The organism is Proteus mirabilis ATCC 29906, from assembly GCF_000160755.1.
Taxonomy (GTDB): domain Bacteria; phylum Pseudomonadota; class Gammaproteobacteria; order Enterobacterales; family Enterobacteriaceae; genus Proteus; species Proteus mirabilis.
Map to the genome: position 1 here is coordinate 610,929 of NZ_GG668576.1, position 16,959 is coordinate 627,887.

Here is a 16,959-nt window from a genome sequence, read left to right on the forward strand (position 1 = left end):
ATCCTTATTTTATTCAATCAAAATAACATTTTCGGAATGGATAATATTATCAGGAAAAATAAGTGCTCTTTCAGAAATAAACGGCATATGTAATGTACGTGTGCCCGTTGAAATAGAAACCCCTGCTTTTAACCATGCATCAGCCACCAGCTCTGTACAATAAACACCTTTATCTTGCTGAATACTGAAGTTTTCCCCTACTCGATTTAAAACAGCTTCTAACGCTTGTTGTCGAGCTTGTTCACTTCCACGCACTTGGTAAAAGCGTACAGAATTAGGCTTAGCACGACTGATAAAGAAATCCAAACTATCAATAGTAACACCATCTTTACTATCAGCATGCTCACTGGGTGTTGAGTGAACAACCTGTATACCTTGCTCAGTTATCCACAACATTCCTACGTGGCTGAAACCGCTGTTATCAACTTGCTTTATTATGTCGCTAATAACTTCATCACCATCGCGAAAAACCAGATCACCACTTTTTAACTGATAAGGCAAAGCGAGCACAGTCAATGTGCTCGCTAAGTATAAAGTTAATGCAAGAGTAAAGCGTATTATCACTTAACTTCAACTTTCCATTTGCCATCAACTTTGATCATATTTTGATTTTCTGTTTTTTCTTCACCATTTTTCAACACTGTTTTGAGTGTGACAACGGCTTTATTTTTATCTTCGCTGTATTCAACTTTTGCTACTTCAACCTTACCCAAGCCACCTTGCTCTTTAATTTTTTTGCCCGCTTCGGCAACGATCATTTTAAATTTGCCGGTAATTTGCTCTGCCATTGGATCTTTTTCTAAATCACCAAAATACATTAATGACACAGCCTTATCACCATCACCGGAAGCGACAGCTTCAATAAATTCAACCGCGGCTTTTCCTGCTTCGTCTTGTTTATCACCACATGCAGATAATGTCATCATTGCCACCGCAAGAAACATAAATCCCATCATTTTCTTTAACATAAATTCACCATCACCATAAATATTTAATTTAATACAATAAGCATCTTATATAAAAAGGAAAACCATCTCATACAACACACTAATTTATTTATAAACTATGTTTGTACAATAGAAAAATAACTTTTCTATCGCGGAATTATACGTGACATTAATAGGTTTCGTCATGAATTTTTTTTAATATAGAATAATCCTAGTAAAAAATATTTGAAAAAACCCTCCCAACAATCGAGTAAAATATTTCTATCTATATTTATAAAAAAATATTGAATATATAATGAATCTAAAAGTGAGCAGAAACATTATTGCCATATAAAACTTTTTTATGTTCTATTTTTGTATTTTAATCTCGAAAAAAGAGGATCGGCAACGCATCACGCTGTCGCCATTAACACATTCAATAAAAATAGTTATCTGTTAGCGAAATAGGTAAAATGCCATATCATTGACAAAGCTTATTTTAAAACACACAAATACAGTATGTTGCAAAATCAGTTACGATAGTGATACAAAATTACAATAATGTTTATCTCAATAAAACAAATCTATTTGTTTTTTAATATTTAATCATGATATGACAACACGATTTTCTAAGTAGACCTATAACATTTCGGTGTAAAATACAAATAAAGACTAGAAATTTTGTGACACAATACGCCTTTTTACACCATTAAGTCAATTTAAGATAAATAGAAACTGCATTTTGGATCATGAATAGGTAATCTAGCCATCTGATTTCAATGACCAAACATGAATAGTTAAAAGGGTATGCTATGTTTACTTCACAGCTCATGCTGGTCGGTTATGTTTTATTAGTCAGTCCATGCGGGCATGATTCTTGTGATGCGGTTCCAGTAACAGAAACCATTTATACCAAAGATGAATGTACTATTCGCTTAAACTATCTCAAAAAGAAAAGACCCGATCTCTATATTTTTTGTGGTGAAGTATTACGTGATCCCGAAGTGACCGATGAAAATCCATACCTAACACCGCCAAATAGCGCCGATGATGTCTTTCAATTAAAATAATCACCCTTTTTCGTTGAACACCCCACAAAATACAATTTAATTTGTTTTCTAGTTACGGTATACTCTTTATACTTAAAATATGTAAGGACACGTATTAGGAGTCACTCATGTCTATTGCAAAACGCACCAAAGACAAACGTATTGCGTTAGGTTTAACACAGTCTGAGCTTGCTACCTTGGCGGGTACAACGCAACAATCAATTGAACAGCTTGAGAGTGGAAAAACCAAACGCCCTCGTTTTTTACCTGAATTAGCAAAAGCGTTAAATTGTGAATTATCGTGGTTGCTCGAAGGGGATAATAAACAAACACACGCGTCTGAAATTCCTCCCCAAGATGAATGGCATTCAGTCAGTGAATGGGATAACGATACCCCTCTCAATGCTGATGAAGTCGAGATCCGTTATTTTAAAAGTATTGAACTTGCCGCTGGTGATGGCTGCTGTACTAACGAAGATCATAATGGTTATAAATTGAGATTCTCCAAAAGCACACTACGCCGCTATGGCGCTTCACCACAAAATGTGATCTGTTTTTCCGTCTATGGTGATAGTATGTCTCCGGTTATTCCAAATGGTTCAACAGTGACCGTTGATACAGGTAATACGCGGATTGTGGATGGCGGTATTTATGCTATCGAACAAGATTCATTATTTAGAATAAAATTACTCTACCGTCAGCCAGGCGGAAAATTAATTATCCGTAGCTACAATAAAGATGAATTTCCTGATGAATTTGCAGAAATTGACTCCGTTAAAATTATGGGACGCGTTATTCACTGGTCTGTGATGGCTTGGTGATCATCTGCATATTTTTATTTTAGTTTTTACTTTCTTGCACAATTTTCCCATTAGATAATAACAGCGTTTTATCTGCTAATGCTTGCAATTCACGAGGCTCATGAGTGACTATTATCATCGTTATCTGCTGTTTTTTTAATGAGATAATAAGCTCCCACAGCTGATAACGTGTTTCCCAATCCAAACTTGAAAAGGGTTCATCCATTAATAACAGTTTGGGTTGGCTAATGAGTGCTCTTGCTAATGCAACTCGTTGCTGCTCTCCCCCTGATATTTGAGATGGATAACGTGTTGCTAAATGAGCAATTCCCATCTGTTCAAGTAACGCTATCTCTTTTTCTTTACTGCGCTTTTGCTTAGCCGCATATTGTGCCAGCCATAAATTTTGCTTTACAGTGAGAAAAGGGAATAAATAAAGATGCTGATTTAAATAACGACAGGGGCGCTGCCAAACAGGTAATTTATTCATATTTTGGTTAGCTAAAACAATATCCCCTGTATAGCCGGTATAACCCGCAATAGCATTGAGTAACGTTGTTTTGCCGCTACCTGATGAGCCACTGATCCCTAAACAACCCCCTTGCTCTAGGTGTAATGAAACCTCGGTTAAAATACCGGTAGTCAACGAGTGAATGGTTAACATGCTAATTTCCTATCACGCTGTAAACGGTGTAAAGCAAACAATAGAGTAATTGCAATTGCTATCAGTACTAAAGCGCAACCTATCGCAAGCGAGAAATCACCACTCGCTATATTTAAATAGATTGCCATTGGTAAGGTTTCTGTTTTTAATCGTGTGGCCCCTGCCAACATTAATGTTGCCCCAAACTCCCCTAATGCTCGAGAAAAAGCCACAATACAACCACTGATTAATACAGACCAACAAAGTGGGATCTCAACCAAAATAAGCGTTTTTGTTGGTGTTAATCCTAAATTCTGTGCGGTTTGAATATAAGCAGGATCAATAGCTTTAAACGCCGCAAGGCTATTACGCATAATGATTGCACTTGCAACATATGTTTGAGCAATAATAATCCCTAAGGGAGAAAAAAGGGCACGAGATAATTGAGGAAAAACCCCTGTTAAAGGTCCTTGATGACCTAACAATAATAATAATCCAATACCTATTACCAAAGGAGGCGTGACTAAGGGTAAATCGAGTAACGCATCAATAAAACGCTGTCCTTTAAATGACGATCTTGCCATCACCCAAGCTGCAGGTACAGCTAAGAGCACGGCTAAACACAATGATGTTAACGCGGTGCTCAGTGACATCAATACGGCAAAATGAAATTCAGCATCAGTAATAACCATGGTGAGTTCGTGATAAGAGAGTTGGCAAATTAATGCAATAAGTGATCCCAATATCAAAAATAATAATAATAAAAGTGGTATTAGTGCCCAACGATACACAGTGAAGCCTTCTCTTAATCTACTAATGACATTTATTGTAAAAATGAAAAAAGCCACCTGTGAGCCGGTGGCAAAAATACAAATAATGTGAGAAAAATCTATGGTTTTGAAATAACAGGTAGAAAACCATAATCAGTAAAAGCCTTTATTCCTTCGGGACGAGAAAAATAATCAGCCAATTGTTGTGCTTGTGTGGGATTTGTTGAAGTTTTTAATACCGCTAATGTCGCAATTTCTTCGGGGCTTCCTTCAGGTATGGGTAATAAAACTAATTTATCTTGGTTTTTCATTGCATCAGCGTAACCAATAATGGCAGCATCAACCTCACCATTTAATAAATACATAAGTAACTGTTTAATGGTTGCTGTACGAACAACCACTTTATTTCGTAACTGCTCACCTTGGCCTGACGCTTCGATTAATTGTTCACCGCTTTTACCTAATGCAATTGCTTTTGCATCTCCCATACCTAATTTCAATGAACTATTTGCAAGATCTGTGATAGTTTTGATCTCACCGATTTTATCTTTTCTGACAGCAATAACAGGAATATGACGCACAATAGGATATTGGCTAACCACCTGATTTTGTTTCGCTAACTTCTCTACATACTCTTGAGAGCCGGGAAAAAACAGATCACCTTGTTGAGTGAGATTAAAGCGTGTAAGAATTTGGCCTGAACCGCCATATTCGATAGTCACTGTATTGCCGGTTTCTTTTTCAAATAGACCAACAACTTGCTCTACAGGCTGTTTTAATCCTGCGCCAGCATAAAGATGAAGCTCTACAGCAAAGCTATTATGGCAAAATAATCCTAGTGCAAAACCTAAACCTACCAAAACTTGGCGTTTCATAACATCCTCAAACACAATATCGTTATATAATTTTTTATATAATGATAGATATGAGAAATTAAGGCAAGATCTTAGTAAGAAAAAAACAGCAAAGTGCTAGCAAGCTATCATTTTACTTTTCATCTCTAATTTATTTATTAAGATATTTTTATCACTCTGTACCTAGAATAAAAATACATAATCACTCATATTTTGATAAGCGATCTAGATGAAAAATAACAGCGATATTAATAACAAATCCTCGTTTAAACGAGGATCTCACTATTAAATACTCAATTCCAATAATGCTAATGCCGTCACTTCATCGATGACAATATCTGTAGCATATCCCCCTTTTATTGCGCCTATGGTTGCAGCAACATTTTCAACGCCTCCAGCAATAAAAATACGCTGTGGGATCTGTCTTAACTGTGCAAGACTAATTCCCATAATTCTAAGGTCGATATCAGAAAGCAGAGGATTACCTTGTGCATCATAGAATCGACCACAAATGACACCAACAGCACCTAAATCGCGATATTGTGCCATCTCATTTGTGGTGAGTACGCCTGTTGTAATCAAAGGATTGTCATCTTGAGTATTACCCACTACAAACAAAGCTTTATTACATTGATTTAAAGCAGAGAAATTACGCCGTATTATGGGTTCTGCTTGTAGCTCCATTGCCAAACGTGCATTTGACACTACAGCCGGTACATGCAAATTAATACTGCAACCTGAAAACTTATTGGCGATCAAAGCGGCAGATTCCGCAGTAGTAAAATCAGGTTGTGGAGCTACAGCCCCAATCATTTGTAACACAGTGACATTTTCTAGTGTTTTAGTGGGGAGATAGTGCCCTAGTTTATGGATTGTTCTTCCCCAAGCTACGCCTAAAATATCATCATTGCTGATTATCTGAGAAAGATACATAGCCCCTGCTTTAGCTAATCTTTCTCGATTCATATTTGATGTTTGTTGCGATTTATTCTTTTCTTCATCAGGTAAAATAAGCACATTATTAAGATTAAATTTTGCTTTTATTCTGATTGAATAATCAATCGTAGAAAATACTGATGAATCCAAGCTTATATTAACGAAACCTTTTTCTCTCGCGAGATGTAAATACTTCACAACAGTCACTCGAGAAACGCTCATAATATTTGCAACTTCACTTTGACTGAGTCCGTCCTGATAGTAAAGCCATGCAGCATAAAGAACGGGATCATTATCAAATAAACTCGCATTTTTTAGCGAATTATTATCCATTTTAAACCCCACTATTTTTTTATAAATCTTATTAATAATTAATTTATTTTATATTTACGATATTGCAGAAGGTAATAACAATTTTTGTTGAATATGTTCTTATAACACAATTAGATACATTTCATTTAACAACTACTAATATCGGCAAATGGGTGTTTTTCTTTACAAAAAGAAACTCAAAATATGTAAAATCCACTTAATAATGCCGTAATTATCTCATATCGAGAAAGTTTTTTTTGAAAATATGTTTTTATTCGGTTAAAAAGAGAAATCTTAGCGTTAAGTTTTAAAAAGTTTTATTTTGATGATATTAAAGTTAATTACCCTATAACAAATTAACCATAGACTCATTAATACAGAGGAAAAATATGATTATCGCTTATTCAACAGCCCCTAATGAAACTGTCGCCCATGAAATAGCTCACCATCTTATACAGGCGAAGCTTGCAGCTTGTATTAACGTCCTTCCTAATATCAAATCTATCTATCATTGGAATAATGAAATTGTTGAAGATAATGAGGTACTTATGATGATCAAAAGCGAGAGTTCAAAACAACAGATTTTGATTGATACACTAGTAAAAATGCACCCTTACGATACACCAGAAGTCATTATTGTCCCTATAGAAAATGGGTTTCATGGTTATCTAGAATGGATACATCAAAGCCTAAATTAATGATTATTTCATTGCATTATCATGCTATTTCATCTTATTTGTGATAAAAATGATAGAATATTGTAAATAAAACAACACTTATAATCTCAATAATGAGACAAATAAACAAAGTAAAATATTAAGATTAATTACTATTTAACTGCTAAATCATTTTTAAAAACTTTTCTTTTTGAGATCATCTTTATATTCACAGAAAAAATATAAACAATAAATTATTATTAAATTTTTATAAGTCAAGGAAATGAACAATAATACGCTAATGAGCAAAGGAAAAAATAAAAAAACAACAAACTGGTTTTTATAGGTTATTATCCTAAAGAATAAATTTAACCGATATCTTACCCTAGTTATTTTCTGTTATAATTAACAAGCTTTCTCTATATTACATGTAAAAAAGGAGTGAGTTGTGAAAACAAACAGAGTCGCAAGACGTATTTTAGGTTTACCTTATAATTTAAGTCGGTCTAAAAAGAAAGTGCGTTTTTCCATTATTACGCCTACAGAAAGTGATAATCTTCCCGCAGAGTTAAAAAATGCAACTCGGATCTGTTTAAAACAAGATTTCAGAAAAAATGCGCAAAATAAGCGTATTTATATGAAATTAACCGATGCTTATCCAGATTATCTTCTAGTAAGTTAATTACTTATGCCTAATGTTAGATTATAAATAACTTTTATTTTATTATTTATAACTAATAGTTTATCCCTTACAACCTTGTAAGGGATAATAGTATTCTATTATTGATATAATTCTTTACGAATATTCACTAATACTTGCTTAATTAATTGAGGATTGATTTTTTCTGGTAATTGACTTTGTTGAAAAGCTTGCTCAATTTTTTCTATTAATATTTTGCTTCGCTCAAATAGTGTTTCATAACTTAAAGCACCAGATTTAATTTCTAACAACTCATCCCTGTTATCACACCAAACTTTGACTTTTTTTTCAGTAGCAATTCCTAATGCAATATAAAGCAACCTAAAAGTGTGCATCATATTTTTACTATCGTAACTTCGTCCATGTTCAATATTTTGCTGATAGCGGGCTTCATTACGCTCCTCAACCCATTGCCAATAAGCATGATACTGCTTGCAATAGGTACTGTAGCCGTCTTTATTAAAACTAAGATAGGCTTGTAATATGGCTGTTTCAGAGACACTGCTTAGTAAAACATCGGTGGCATTATCTTTTTTTATTACGCCTTGATAATCACTATTTGGATCATAAAAAACTGCATAAAGATTTTGTGCATGATTGATTTTAACCAACCCAATATTTTGCTGCTCCCAACAACGTTTTTTAAGCCAATTATTCAGTAATAGGCTTTTTCCATCTTCAATGATATAACAGAAATCAAGGATTGTTTTTAACTCTTTATCTATAGGATCCATGATCTTCTTATTTAACCCTTGCGCTTTTTTTATTTGCCCTTGAGCATAATGCACAAAAGTCTGTACGCATTCCTTTGATAAAAACCATTCTGGGTTAAATTGCATAAATAATGGATGACGATAAATAACAACATGCTCTGGTGCATTTAATAATTCTAAAATATTAGGATTAGACGCACACAGTAATTCAACAAATCGCCCTAATTCATAATAAACGATATCATTAGTTTTATTACTTACTTGTGGCACATAATCAGAGCAATAAAACATCTCTTTAGGTAGATAAAAAACACCTTTAATATCAGTATCTGAACTATCTGTTGCCAAATTTTGTGAACGACTACCTGAAATTGTTTCAAATAAAAGGTAAGGCTTTATATTGTCAATGGTCAGTTTCATCAAGTATTTTCCTAAACCAATTATTTAATATTTCACTATCTGGTACGGTGCGTTTCGCTAATTGAGTTGCTGTTTCTTGCCATAAAAAAGTGATCAGTTTTTGCATATTATCGGTTGGTAGCCAAGTAAAGTGTTCATCTTTATCTGCTTTAAAGCTCACTAACTCTCGAATAATTATTTGCTCATCTGTGGTTAATATATTTATTAGCTGATTAAGTTCCATCGGTGGGATATTCCCCGTTTTTACTGTCCAATAAGCAGCTAAAAGTGAACGTAAGAGATAGAAATATTTTTTTAATTTTATGGGCTCATCTATCGCTTTACTTGCATGACTCTCTTCAAAATGATGTCTACTAACGGCTTTTGCGATCCCTCTATAATGATGAACAATGATTTGGGGTTGATAATATAATTGTGCCAACTCAAATAATTCTTTTTGGATACCAGCATATTGTTGATAAACAATAGGTGATTGTAACCACTCAAATAAGATAGCATTTGACTTACGTAATAGATGCAATGCTTTCGTAATATCCCAAGCTCCTACATCAAACCAATTATTTTCTATCCACTCAAATGTTTCTTTAGGTTTATCAATTGAAAGATATGCATTGCGAGGCCGTATAAAAATACCTCGTACATCATAGTCACTATTCGTTGATGCGAAGCCCCAAGCACGGCTTCCACTTTCAGCAACATAAAGTAGTTTTATTTGATGCATTTGCTCTATTTGTGGCAGTTTTTTTAATATCTGATTATGCATGATGATGTTACTCGGTATTTCCTTACAACTCTTAAATTTAATAATGTTGCCAATTATGATGATGACTAGAGCTAACAATAGCAACATAACTACTTTAGTGTCTTATTTTATAATTTATTTTTTGATACCATCTCCTATACCGTCATTTTTTTCGGTTCTTGTCAACCATTACTAACCATAGAAAACAAAAAAGCCACCAGTAACTTACTGATGGCTCTTGGTTTTTTAACCTTTATCAACTATTGCTGATAAACGGTATTTTATTCCCACTCAATTATATTCTAGTAATTTAACTAACTGATAAATATAAATTATATTAAAATCAGATATCACTGACACCGTCACTGATACCGTCATTATGAAATCTGTCTATTTTTTCATCGGTAAGAATTGAGGAGTTTTTCCTTTGCTTCCAGCTCTGAAATACAAAGGTTAAGTGTTCTGGTGTTTTCATCTGCACGCTGAGCTTCACGCCCATATCGTTCAAGTGTTTCTCGTAGTTGTCGAGAAAGTTCACTGGCTTTGGCTTTCTCAATTCGGCAGGTATTGGTGTTATCGGTACTTGTAACTTCTGTTTTCGTGGTACCGGTTGAGAGCTGCACCCTGTCAAAGTGATTAAGAACACGATCAAGCAAAGCATCTGTACGTATCGTATCATGCTGTTGTGCGTCATGATATATCTCCAACCTATTCTGCTGTTCATTGTCTGCTTGTTTACGCAGAACAATATTTGTGGCCACATCCTTTTCATCTAATTGATTACCTGCAATCTGTTTATTCATTGCTTGGTTATCAAAATAAATACCGCCAGCAACAAAGCCAGCGGTAAAGGAAACAGCCAAAGCAATTAACGCTATGACGGTTTTATTCATTAATCATCACCATTATTAAATTAATGAAAAGGCTCTATCGAAAACATCATCAACATAAGGCTGTTGAGCATTTTCAACAGAAATGATTGCTTTTGCCATTTTGATTGATGTTGATTTATTAAATAGGTTTAAGCATTCGTGACGTTGAAAGCCCGTATCCTTGCAAACTCGTTTAATATAATTTTCAGTATGGTTGTTATCAGATGATGGCGCCCATCGTTCTATGATTTCTTCAACAGTATCTATTTTGTCACAACCAACATTAGGCTTACCTTTTTGCTTACTATAAGTTTGAAGCAATTTCATTAATGCCCGAACACCATAATAAACATTGATAAAAGTACAAAATTTATCATCATTTTGTACTGTTGCTAGACCTTGCCATTTAGAAGAACCATGTCGAATGTTGCCCGGATTATTATTTCTGATACCTCTAACGCCAGTGTTAACGTAATTGCTTTTAAAAACTGACATATTCACCCCTTTATAAACTTGATGACATTGCCTTTACTGACCAGCAACGTTGTGCAGATCAGGATATTGGCAAAGATGTTGTAGATATCAGCGTGATAATTAGGATCGAAGTAAGCGCGAATAGGTACGCTTGAAGAATAAGCAAGAATGAGGAAAGCTAACCATCCACCTTTTTTACAGTGTTGTCTGCCGTCACGTTTAAAATAGAACACACGTAAAAATATGACTGTACAGATGATGGCGTTAACAATAGTGAGCAATGTTTCGCATTTCATTGTTGCCCTCCTTGTTTCGGTATATCAACCCTTCCATATGCTTTTACGCTTAACTTAACCACAAGCAAAGCGGAAACAAAAGCACCTACGGCATCGATATGTTCGATTTCGTATTGCTCCGGTTTCACACCGAAAAGGCCTGTAACAGAAATAAAGATAGTTGCTGCGGGGCTAAAGAATATAAGACCACAAACGAAGCTTAGAAAAGCTAATAACGATCTACGTTTAAAGCTATATTCAGTAGCAGCAGTAGTAAAGAAGATGGCTCCCAACAGTGAACCCATAACAACTTCTGCTGGAAGCCCTGCGAAGTAACCAAGAAAAGCAGTAGTGCCGATCCCAGCTTTTGTGTAGACATCTTCTTGCATGAGTGTAGTACCAGTGATTAATGAATAGTCATGATACTACACAACAAGAAAGATAACCAAAAATGCAAAAAAGATTAAACAAACATTATTATATAATTTGTAATAAAAACCATTTAATAAAACAAACATATAGAATGCTGACCTAAATTTACATTAGTGATAAACTCTCACATCAATTTTTATTATAGATAATTTAATTATGCTCCAGCTATTTGCGCGATACTTCTCTGTTGGTGTTATTAACACTCTTTTACATTGGGTGGTGTTCGGTATTTTGGTTTACTTAGTTACCACAACACAGGCTACTGCGAACCTGATCGCATTCATCATTGCTGTTACCTTCTCATTCTTTGCTAACGCTAAGTTTACATTTAAGAAGAAAGCAACTGGTAGGAGATACATAGCATTCACAGTATTCATGGGTGTGTTAAGTTATCTGACTGGATTTATAGCCGATAAACTCAATGCAATGCCAATAATTACCTTAGTTGCATTCTCAGCAATTAGCCTTGTTCTTGGCTTTTTCTACTCAAAATTATTTGTCTTTAAAGGAATAGAGTAATGAAGATTTCTTTAGTTGTTCCAGTTTTCAATGAAGAAGAAGCAATACCTATTTTTTATAAAACGGTTCGTGAAAATGAAGAACTAAAAAAATATGACGTTGAAATTATTTTTATTAATGATGGCAGTAAAGATTCAACTGAAAATATCATCAATGCGTTGTCGTTAGCTGATGAGCAAGTAGTAGCATTAAGTTTTACTAGAAACTTTGGTAAAGAACCTGCACTTTTTGCAGGATTAGATCATGCCACTGGTGAAGCAATAATCCCTATTGATGTTGACCTTCAAGACCCAATAGAAGTTATCCCCCAATTAATAGAAAAGTGGAAACAAGGTGCTGATGTTGTTTTAGCAAAAAGAACTGACCGATCTACTGATGGTTGGTTGAAACGCAAAACAGCAGAATGGTTTTATAAACTGCATAATAAAATCAGCACACCAAAGATTGAAGAAAACGTGGGTGATTTCCGTTTAATGTCTCGTGAAACAGTTGAGAATATTAAATTGCTTCCTGAACGCAACTTATTTATGAAAGGTGTTCTATCTTGGGTGGGAGGGAAAGTAGATATCGTCGAATATTCTCGTGCTGAACGTTCCGCTGGTGAATCCAAGTTTAATGGCTGGAAACTTTGGAACCTTGCATTAGAAGGGATCACCAGTTTTTCAACCTTTCCACTCCGTATGTGGACTTATATTGGTTTATTTGTTGGCGCCATTTCATTTGTTTATGGTGGCTGGATGATTATAGATAAGCTGATTTGGGGAAACCCTGTGCCGGGATACCCGTCTCTTCTGGTTTCTATTTTATTTCTTGGTGGTATTCAGCTTATTGGTATTGGTGTTCTTGGTGAATATATCGGGAGGATATATGTTGAAAGCAAGAAAAGACCTAAATACTTGTTAAAGGACAATAAAAAATGATAAGTAAAAATAAAAACATTTTTTTTATGTTTATAATGGCATCATTAATTTTTTATTTCCCCATCATAAATAATGGTATTTATTATAGAGATGATTTACATAGAAACTTGACAGGTTATTACGGATGGGATGTGTTAGGGCGACCACTAGCTAATTATTTTTCAAGAATAATTACATCCAGTGGAGATTTTTTAATTGATATATTTCCGTTAAATATAATTTACTCATGTGTTTTTTTATCAATATCATGTCTTTTAATAAAAACAAATATACTAGATAAATATGAAATAAAAAACTCATCAATAATATCTTTGATATTTATATTAAATCCATTCTTCATTCAAAATATGATGTATAGATTTGATTCTATACAAATGTCATTTGCAATATTGTTATCCATTTGTTCATATACATACAAAAATAAAAACTTACCCTTATATGTTTTATTTTCAATAATATTTGGCGTGTTGTCTCTTTCTCTTTACCAACCTTGCTATAATATATTTTTAGCTATGATGTCCATTGATATCCTATGCATGGCTTTATCAAAAAAAAGCACCAAAGAAACATTTATAAATATTTACAAAAAATCTTTAATATTCATTGTATCCTACCTTTTATACTTAATAATAATTAAGTATATATTCTTAATATCAAACAGTAGAGGTGATTTAATAGAATTCGATCTGGATTCAATAATTATATTAAGTAAAACTTTTAATGATGTTCTAGATTTAATTTTCTTAATTTTTATTGATGATGGAAGTAAAATATTTTTTATTATATTATTCTCTTTATCTTTTATTTGTTATTCTTTTATTTTATATAAATATAAAAATCGCATTGGTTTATTATTTCTAATATTTATCTCTATAGTAATATTTTTTATTTCGTTACTTGGGCCTGCTATTTTATTGAAAAACCCTCCAATAATGGCAAGGACTATTGTTACATTTCCCGTGCTTTTAATGTTGATATCAATACCTATATTATCAACAAATAATCTTAAATACTCTATTTTCATTATTATTATTCCACTATTATCAATGAGTTACTACATATCTAATGCAGTGTCATCTCAAAGAGATTATGAATCTTCATTCTTTGATATGATCAACTATGATATTTTGAATAAAATTGGAAGTGACTATGATAAAGTGATAATAACAGGAAAACCTAGCTACAGCAGAGCGACATCATTGATTATAAATAATCATAAAATTGTGGATATGTTTGTCACACCTGCATTTGGTTTTCAAGCATCATTTATGCTTACTCAAAAAGGTGTTATGCGAGTTGAGCCAGCATATGGTAAGGATAAAATATATAATGAATTTATTAACAAAATTAAAAATGATGGCGTAAAACCAATATCATGCAACAATGAATACTCTATATACTATAATGATAAAATCGTAGCTATAAAACTTGGTAAATGCTAATAAAGTGGGGTTATTAACCCCACTTTATATTAAATATTAAAAATACAAGCAGTATTGTCAGGACTAGAAAATAAAAACTCTATTATGAAAAAATTACGTGAGCTACTACTTGATAAATAAATGTTATTTTGCGAGTACGACAAAACGAAGTAATCATCATTGCCTGAAGAATTTACCTTTTTAAAAATTGATGTCCCATTAACTTTAGTGAGAATATACTCTGAAGAAGATTGTTTTGAATTATAATCAGTACTTATTATTTTAATTAAAACTTCACAGTTAGCCCCTGAGATTGATAGTATATTTTTTTCTATACTTATATTTCTAACATTGATTTTTCTCGTTATAAATCCATCTGGTATAGAAGTGCTACTATTTACCATATTAACATCTTTTGGCACTGAAAGAGATGAACCAAATCTGTCAAATCCACGATCCCTTGTATCAGATACAGCGTAATGTATTATCTTAGGATATCTATAATATTTACCTGAATCTAGTACAGCATGACCGATAGCATATGATGGTATACTATCATCCAAGAATAAAACAAACTCATTTCCTGATGGGTTTGTAACATATACAATATAATCATATTGGTCATCAAATTGATTATATGGAGCATATCCAGAAAAAGACGCGTTAAATCCAGAAGATAGTTCAATTAAATACCTATCTACAGCTTTAGATGACTTAAGGTTTGCTACTTGAATCCCACTTACATTCAACCCTCTGAAAGTATTCACTTTCAAATATTGCTCAACAAATTCTGCTCCATTGGATGCTAGAGAAACCCCTTTAACAATATCAAAAAAATACGCAATTTCAGTTCTTTCTCCAACACCATCACAACCATTACTAGACCAATTTGAATACCATAACTCGTTAGATACTTTATATCCAAATCGTTTACATGCCCTAGCCCAACAATTTAGCATATTTAATGAAGTTGAAGTTCCTTTTATCCACCCACCTTCAGAATTTGGTCCACCAAAAGAAAAACCATCTCTACCATTATTATTAGATAATACCCTAATAAATGATGTCATATACATTGATACGTGTATACCATCTAAAATAGCATCCTCAAAACAGCCACCGATAAATAAACTATTTGCATACCAAAAATCATTACTGAATAAAACATAGTTTAATTTGTTACCACCACTAACCCCTAAAGATTCAATCCTTGCCCCCCAGTCAGATCTACCACATTCAATTTTTATTAATGATTCTCCCTCAATACCTCCTGTATATCTAATACTAGAATTTCTATCTCTTCCACCGAATATATTTACATTCCTTAACTTGCGTATTATTAAACAATGTTTCCCATCAGCATCTGGATTAAATGAGTTAATTCCAAAATATTTGTCATCATGGCTAGAGTTTGTAAACAGCAACGATCCACTAAACTCCATATATTCAATAGCTAATTGTATTGCCTCGCGATTATCTGTTATTCCATTATCATCAACACCGCCAAAATTAAATATATTATGTGATTCATAACCAAAATTAGCATCACCAACACAGATCCATGATTCATCTGGTGATGAGTTGGGGCTAACAAAAATAGGTAATGAATCTCTATTCCTAACCGCGTAATAGAAATCACCAAATTTAACACACTCCAAATCAGTATTTACAGTACACCCATCAATAAAGTTACCAATACGAGTATATTTTGTCTTTGTAATTATTGATGAGATAGAGTTGTTTCCAATGTTTACAAATTCACCACCTTTTTCAGAAGATAATATGCTCAATACCTCAATAGCACTTCCAGAAGCTGGGGCAACAGCTATTGGGTATCCATCTTTATCAAACGTTAAAACTTTTCCAGCTCTCTCATCTGCATTTGGCAATGCTGGTATAACCTTATCTTTTACCCTTAATGTTTTACTATCAATATCCTTAATACTGTTATCAACGTAGTCTTTATTAGCACTATCACTGCCGAGCTTAGGAGTCGCTAAATTAGCAATACGATTGCCCTTGGCATCATAGTAATTCGATAGATAGGTAGGCTTACGTAAGCTTAAAGAGAAAGTACCAAATGCTTTTTGAATTAACATCGTTAAATAATCAAAGGCATCTTCATGTACTTCTGCAAAGAATTTACCCTGATTACGCAGATCAGTTTCTTGTACAACAGGTAAATCACGTTCTAATAATATCTTCCAGCCTTGAGCTAAAGGTTTATTTAAAACCACCTTACCGCCATGATAAGAACCAGCCCCCACAATAGTGTAATCAGTGCCATTCTTTAATATTGTTTCATTGCCGTCACTGTCAGCAACCACAACAATCAAATGTTTGCCTTCAAAGATACGGAAACGAAAATCAAAATCCGTTGTTACGCCATTACCTACATACTCTTCATGGCTTAGTTCAGTAGATACCGTCATTGCTCATCTCCTCTGGTGTTAATGAGGATATGATACGTTTAACTACAAAACATATCCATATTTGCAATAATGGTTATCATATAGAAAATTAAA

Annotated in this window: 20 protein-coding genes; 7 read left to right on the forward strand and 13 right to left on the reverse strand. The window is 33.6% G+C overall.

The features are described from left to right. Window positions 1-9: 9 nt before the first annotated feature. Both HMPREF0693_RS02810 and HMPREF0693_RS02815 read right to left on the reverse strand, forming a co-directional pair. Window positions 10-564, reverse strand: coding sequence for a YiiX/YebB-like N1pC/P60 family cysteine hydrolase (locus HMPREF0693_RS02810; protein WP_004243303.1), 555 nt, complete (start codon window positions 562-564; stop codon window positions 10-12). Further along, window positions 561-968, reverse strand: coding sequence for a DUF4878 domain-containing protein (locus tag HMPREF0693_RS02815; protein WP_004243305.1), 408 nt, complete (start codon window positions 966-968; stop codon window positions 561-563). The genes HMPREF0693_RS02810 and HMPREF0693_RS02815 overlap by 4 nt, the downstream gene beginning before the upstream one ends. A 770-nt stretch (window positions 969-1,738) precedes the next feature. Between HMPREF0693_RS02815 and HMPREF0693_RS02820 the strand changes: the two genes are divergently transcribed. Beyond that, window positions 1,739-1,996 (forward strand): hypothetical protein, encoded by a 258-nt coding sequence (locus tag HMPREF0693_RS02820; RefSeq protein WP_004243308.1) that lies wholly within the window; start codon window positions 1,739-1,741, stop codon window positions 1,994-1,996. Window positions 1,997-2,103: 107 nt separating this feature from the next. Beyond that, window positions 2,104-2,796: an XRE family transcriptional regulator gene (locus tag HMPREF0693_RS02825; protein WP_004243309.1), complete on the forward strand. Its 693-nt coding sequence runs from the start codon at window positions 2,104-2,106 to the stop codon at window positions 2,794-2,796. A 19-nt stretch (window positions 2,797-2,815) separates the two neighbouring features. Here the strand turns inward: HMPREF0693_RS02825 and HMPREF0693_RS02830 are convergent, their stop codons facing one another. The 4 genes from HMPREF0693_RS02830 to HMPREF0693_RS02845 form a co-directional block, all read right to left on the reverse strand. Then, window positions 2,816-3,439: an ABC transporter ATP-binding protein gene (locus HMPREF0693_RS02830; protein ID WP_004243310.1), complete on the reverse strand. Its 624-nt coding sequence runs from the start codon at window positions 3,437-3,439 to the stop codon at window positions 2,816-2,818. Then, entirely contained in the window at window positions 3,433-4,209 is a 777-nt protein-coding gene (locus HMPREF0693_RS02835; protein WP_004243311.1) for an ABC transporter permease, read from the reverse strand. Before HMPREF0693_RS02835 ends, HMPREF0693_RS02830 begins: the two co-directional genes overlap by 7 nt. A 98-nt stretch (window positions 4,210-4,307) precedes the next feature. After that, on the reverse strand, window positions 4,308-5,063 hold the full coding sequence (modA, locus tag HMPREF0693_RS02840; RefSeq protein ID WP_004250908.1) for a molybdate ABC transporter substrate-binding protein: 756 nt from the start codon (window positions 5,061-5,063) through the stop codon (window positions 4,308-4,310). 264 nt (window positions 5,064-5,327) lie between these two features. Beyond that, on the reverse strand, window positions 5,328-6,311 hold the full coding sequence (locus HMPREF0693_RS02845) for a sugar-binding transcriptional regulator (protein ID WP_004243314.1): 984 nt from the start codon (window positions 6,309-6,311) through the stop codon (window positions 5,328-5,330). Between the two features lie 368 nt (window positions 6,312-6,679). On the opposite strand from HMPREF0693_RS02845, the gene cutA reads away from it, so the two are divergent. Then, window positions 6,680-6,988: a divalent-cation tolerance protein CutA gene (gene cutA, locus HMPREF0693_RS02850; protein ID WP_004243315.1), complete on the forward strand. Its 309-nt coding sequence runs from the start codon at window positions 6,680-6,682 to the stop codon at window positions 6,986-6,988. 406 nt (window positions 6,989-7,394) lie between these two features. Beyond that, window positions 7,395-7,628, forward strand: coding sequence for a stationary-phase-induced ribosome-associated protein (gene sra, locus HMPREF0693_RS02855; protein ID WP_004243316.1), 234 nt, complete (start codon window positions 7,395-7,397; stop codon window positions 7,626-7,628). Between the two features lie 98 nt (window positions 7,629-7,726). On the opposite strand, the gene HMPREF0693_RS02860 is transcribed toward sra, so the two are convergent. From HMPREF0693_RS02860 to HMPREF0693_RS02885, 6 genes are all read right to left on the reverse strand, one after another. Further along, window positions 7,727-8,779: a DNA polymerase beta superfamily protein gene (locus HMPREF0693_RS02860; protein WP_004243319.1), complete on the reverse strand. Its 1,053-nt coding sequence runs from the start codon at window positions 8,777-8,779 to the stop codon at window positions 7,727-7,729. Continuing rightward, complete coding sequence (locus HMPREF0693_RS02865; protein ID WP_036905599.1) at window positions 8,763-9,542, reverse strand: nucleotidyltransferase domain-containing protein; 780 nt, start codon at window positions 9,540-9,542, stop codon at window positions 8,763-8,765. The genes HMPREF0693_RS02860 and HMPREF0693_RS02865 overlap by 17 nt, the downstream gene beginning before the upstream one ends. Window positions 9,543-9,919: 377 nt before the next feature. Then, window positions 9,920-10,414, reverse strand: a complete 495-nt coding sequence (locus tag HMPREF0693_RS02870; protein ID WP_004243321.1) for a hypothetical protein — start codon at window positions 10,412-10,414, stop codon at window positions 9,920-9,922. Between the two features lie 15 nt (window positions 10,415-10,429). Continuing rightward, window positions 10,430-10,888 (reverse strand): structural protein, encoded by a 459-nt coding sequence (locus tag HMPREF0693_RS02875; RefSeq protein WP_004243323.1) that lies wholly within the window; start codon window positions 10,886-10,888, stop codon window positions 10,430-10,432. A 2-nt stretch (window positions 10,889-10,890) separates the two neighbouring features. Continuing rightward, entirely contained in the window at window positions 10,891-11,163 is a 273-nt protein-coding gene (locus HMPREF0693_RS02880) for a phage holin family protein (RefSeq protein WP_004243326.1), read from the reverse strand. Beyond that, window positions 11,160-11,531, reverse strand: coding sequence for a putative holin (locus HMPREF0693_RS02885; RefSeq protein ID WP_004243327.1), 372 nt, complete (start codon window positions 11,529-11,531; stop codon window positions 11,160-11,162). The genes HMPREF0693_RS02880 and HMPREF0693_RS02885 overlap by 4 nt, the downstream gene beginning before the upstream one ends. Window positions 11,532-11,730: 199 nt before the next feature. Between HMPREF0693_RS02885 and HMPREF0693_RS02890 the strand changes: the two genes are divergently transcribed. Genes HMPREF0693_RS02890 through HMPREF0693_RS02900 form a run of 3 tightly spaced genes read left to right on the forward strand, consistent with a single transcriptional unit; the run spans window position 11,731 to window position 14,455 of the window. After that, window positions 11,731-12,093: a GtrA family protein gene (locus tag HMPREF0693_RS02890; RefSeq protein WP_004243328.1), complete on the forward strand. Its 363-nt coding sequence runs from the start codon at window positions 11,731-11,733 to the stop codon at window positions 12,091-12,093. Next, window positions 12,093-13,013: a glycosyltransferase family 2 protein gene (locus HMPREF0693_RS02895; protein WP_004243329.1), complete on the forward strand. Its 921-nt coding sequence runs from the start codon at window positions 12,093-12,095 to the stop codon at window positions 13,011-13,013. The genes HMPREF0693_RS02890 and HMPREF0693_RS02895 overlap by 1 nt, the downstream gene beginning before the upstream one ends. After that, window positions 13,010-14,455, forward strand: coding sequence for a glucosyltransferase domain-containing protein (locus tag HMPREF0693_RS02900; RefSeq protein WP_004243330.1), 1,446 nt, complete (start codon window positions 13,010-13,012; stop codon window positions 14,453-14,455). The genes HMPREF0693_RS02895 and HMPREF0693_RS02900 overlap by 4 nt, the downstream gene beginning before the upstream one ends. 29 nt (window positions 14,456-14,484) lie before the next feature. On the opposite strand, the gene HMPREF0693_RS18330 is transcribed toward HMPREF0693_RS02900, so the two are convergent. Next, window positions 14,485-16,866, reverse strand: coding sequence for a hypothetical protein (locus tag HMPREF0693_RS18330; RefSeq protein WP_004243331.1), 2,382 nt, complete (start codon window positions 16,864-16,866; stop codon window positions 14,485-14,487). Window positions 16,867-16,959 lie beyond the last annotated feature (93 nt).

What these genes read in the sequence shown, in the direction of transcription:
- HMPREF0693_RS02815 (WP_004243305.1), bottom strand. Translation starts at nt 968, where the DNA reads ATGTTAAAGAAAATGATGGGATTTATGTTTCTTGCGGTGGCAATGATG.
- HMPREF0693_RS02820 (WP_004243308.1), top strand. Translation starts at nt 1,739, where the DNA reads ATGTTTACTTCACAGCTCATGCTGGTCGGTTATGTTTTATTAGTCAGT.
- HMPREF0693_RS02825 (WP_004243309.1), top strand. Translation starts at nt 2,104, where the DNA reads ATGTCTATTGCAAAACGCACCAAAGACAAACGTATTGCGTTAGGTTTA.
- HMPREF0693_RS02830 (WP_004243310.1), bottom strand. Translation starts at nt 3,439, where the DNA reads ATGTTAACCATTCACTCGTTGACTACCGGTATTTTAACCGAGGTTTCA.
- modA (WP_004250908.1), bottom strand. Translation starts at nt 5,063, where the DNA reads ATGAAACGCCAAGTTTTGGTAGGTTTAGGTTTTGCACTAGGATTATTT.
- HMPREF0693_RS02845 (WP_004243314.1), bottom strand. Translation starts at nt 6,311, where the DNA reads ATGGATAATAATTCGCTAAAAAATGCGAGTTTATTTGATAATGATCCC.
- cutA (WP_004243315.1), top strand. Translation starts at nt 6,680, where the DNA reads ATGATTATCGCTTATTCAACAGCCCCTAATGAAACTGTCGCCCATGAA.
- HMPREF0693_RS02860 (WP_004243319.1), bottom strand. Translation starts at nt 8,779, where the DNA reads ATGAAACTGACCATTGACAATATAAAGCCTTACCTTTTATTTGAAACA.
- HMPREF0693_RS02865 (WP_036905599.1), bottom strand. Translation starts at nt 9,542, where the DNA reads ATGCATAATCAGATATTAAAAAAACTGCCACAAATAGAGCAAATGCAT.
- HMPREF0693_RS02870 (WP_004243321.1), bottom strand. Translation starts at nt 10,414, where the DNA reads ATGAATAAAACCGTCATAGCGTTAATTGCTTTGGCTGTTTCCTTTACC.
- HMPREF0693_RS02875 (WP_004243323.1), bottom strand. Translation starts at nt 10,888, where the DNA reads ATGTCAGTTTTTAAAAGCAATTACGTTAACACTGGCGTTAGAGGTATC.
- HMPREF0693_RS02880 (WP_004243326.1), bottom strand. Translation starts at nt 11,163, where the DNA reads ATGAAATGCGAAACATTGCTCACTATTGTTAACGCCATCATCTGTACA.
- HMPREF0693_RS02885 (WP_004243327.1), bottom strand. Translation starts at nt 11,531, where the DNA reads ATGCAAGAAGATGTCTACACAAAAGCTGGGATCGGCACTACTGCTTTT.
- HMPREF0693_RS02890 (WP_004243328.1), top strand. Translation starts at nt 11,731, where the DNA reads ATGCTCCAGCTATTTGCGCGATACTTCTCTGTTGGTGTTATTAACACT.
- HMPREF0693_RS02895 (WP_004243329.1), top strand. Translation starts at nt 12,093, where the DNA reads ATGAAGATTTCTTTAGTTGTTCCAGTTTTCAATGAAGAAGAAGCAATA.
- HMPREF0693_RS02900 (WP_004243330.1), top strand. Translation starts at nt 13,010, where the DNA reads ATGATAAGTAAAAATAAAAACATTTTTTTTATGTTTATAATGGCATCA.
- HMPREF0693_RS18330 (WP_004243331.1), bottom strand. Translation starts at nt 16,866, where the DNA reads ATGACGGTATCTACTGAACTAAGCCATGAAGAGTATGTAGGTAATGGC.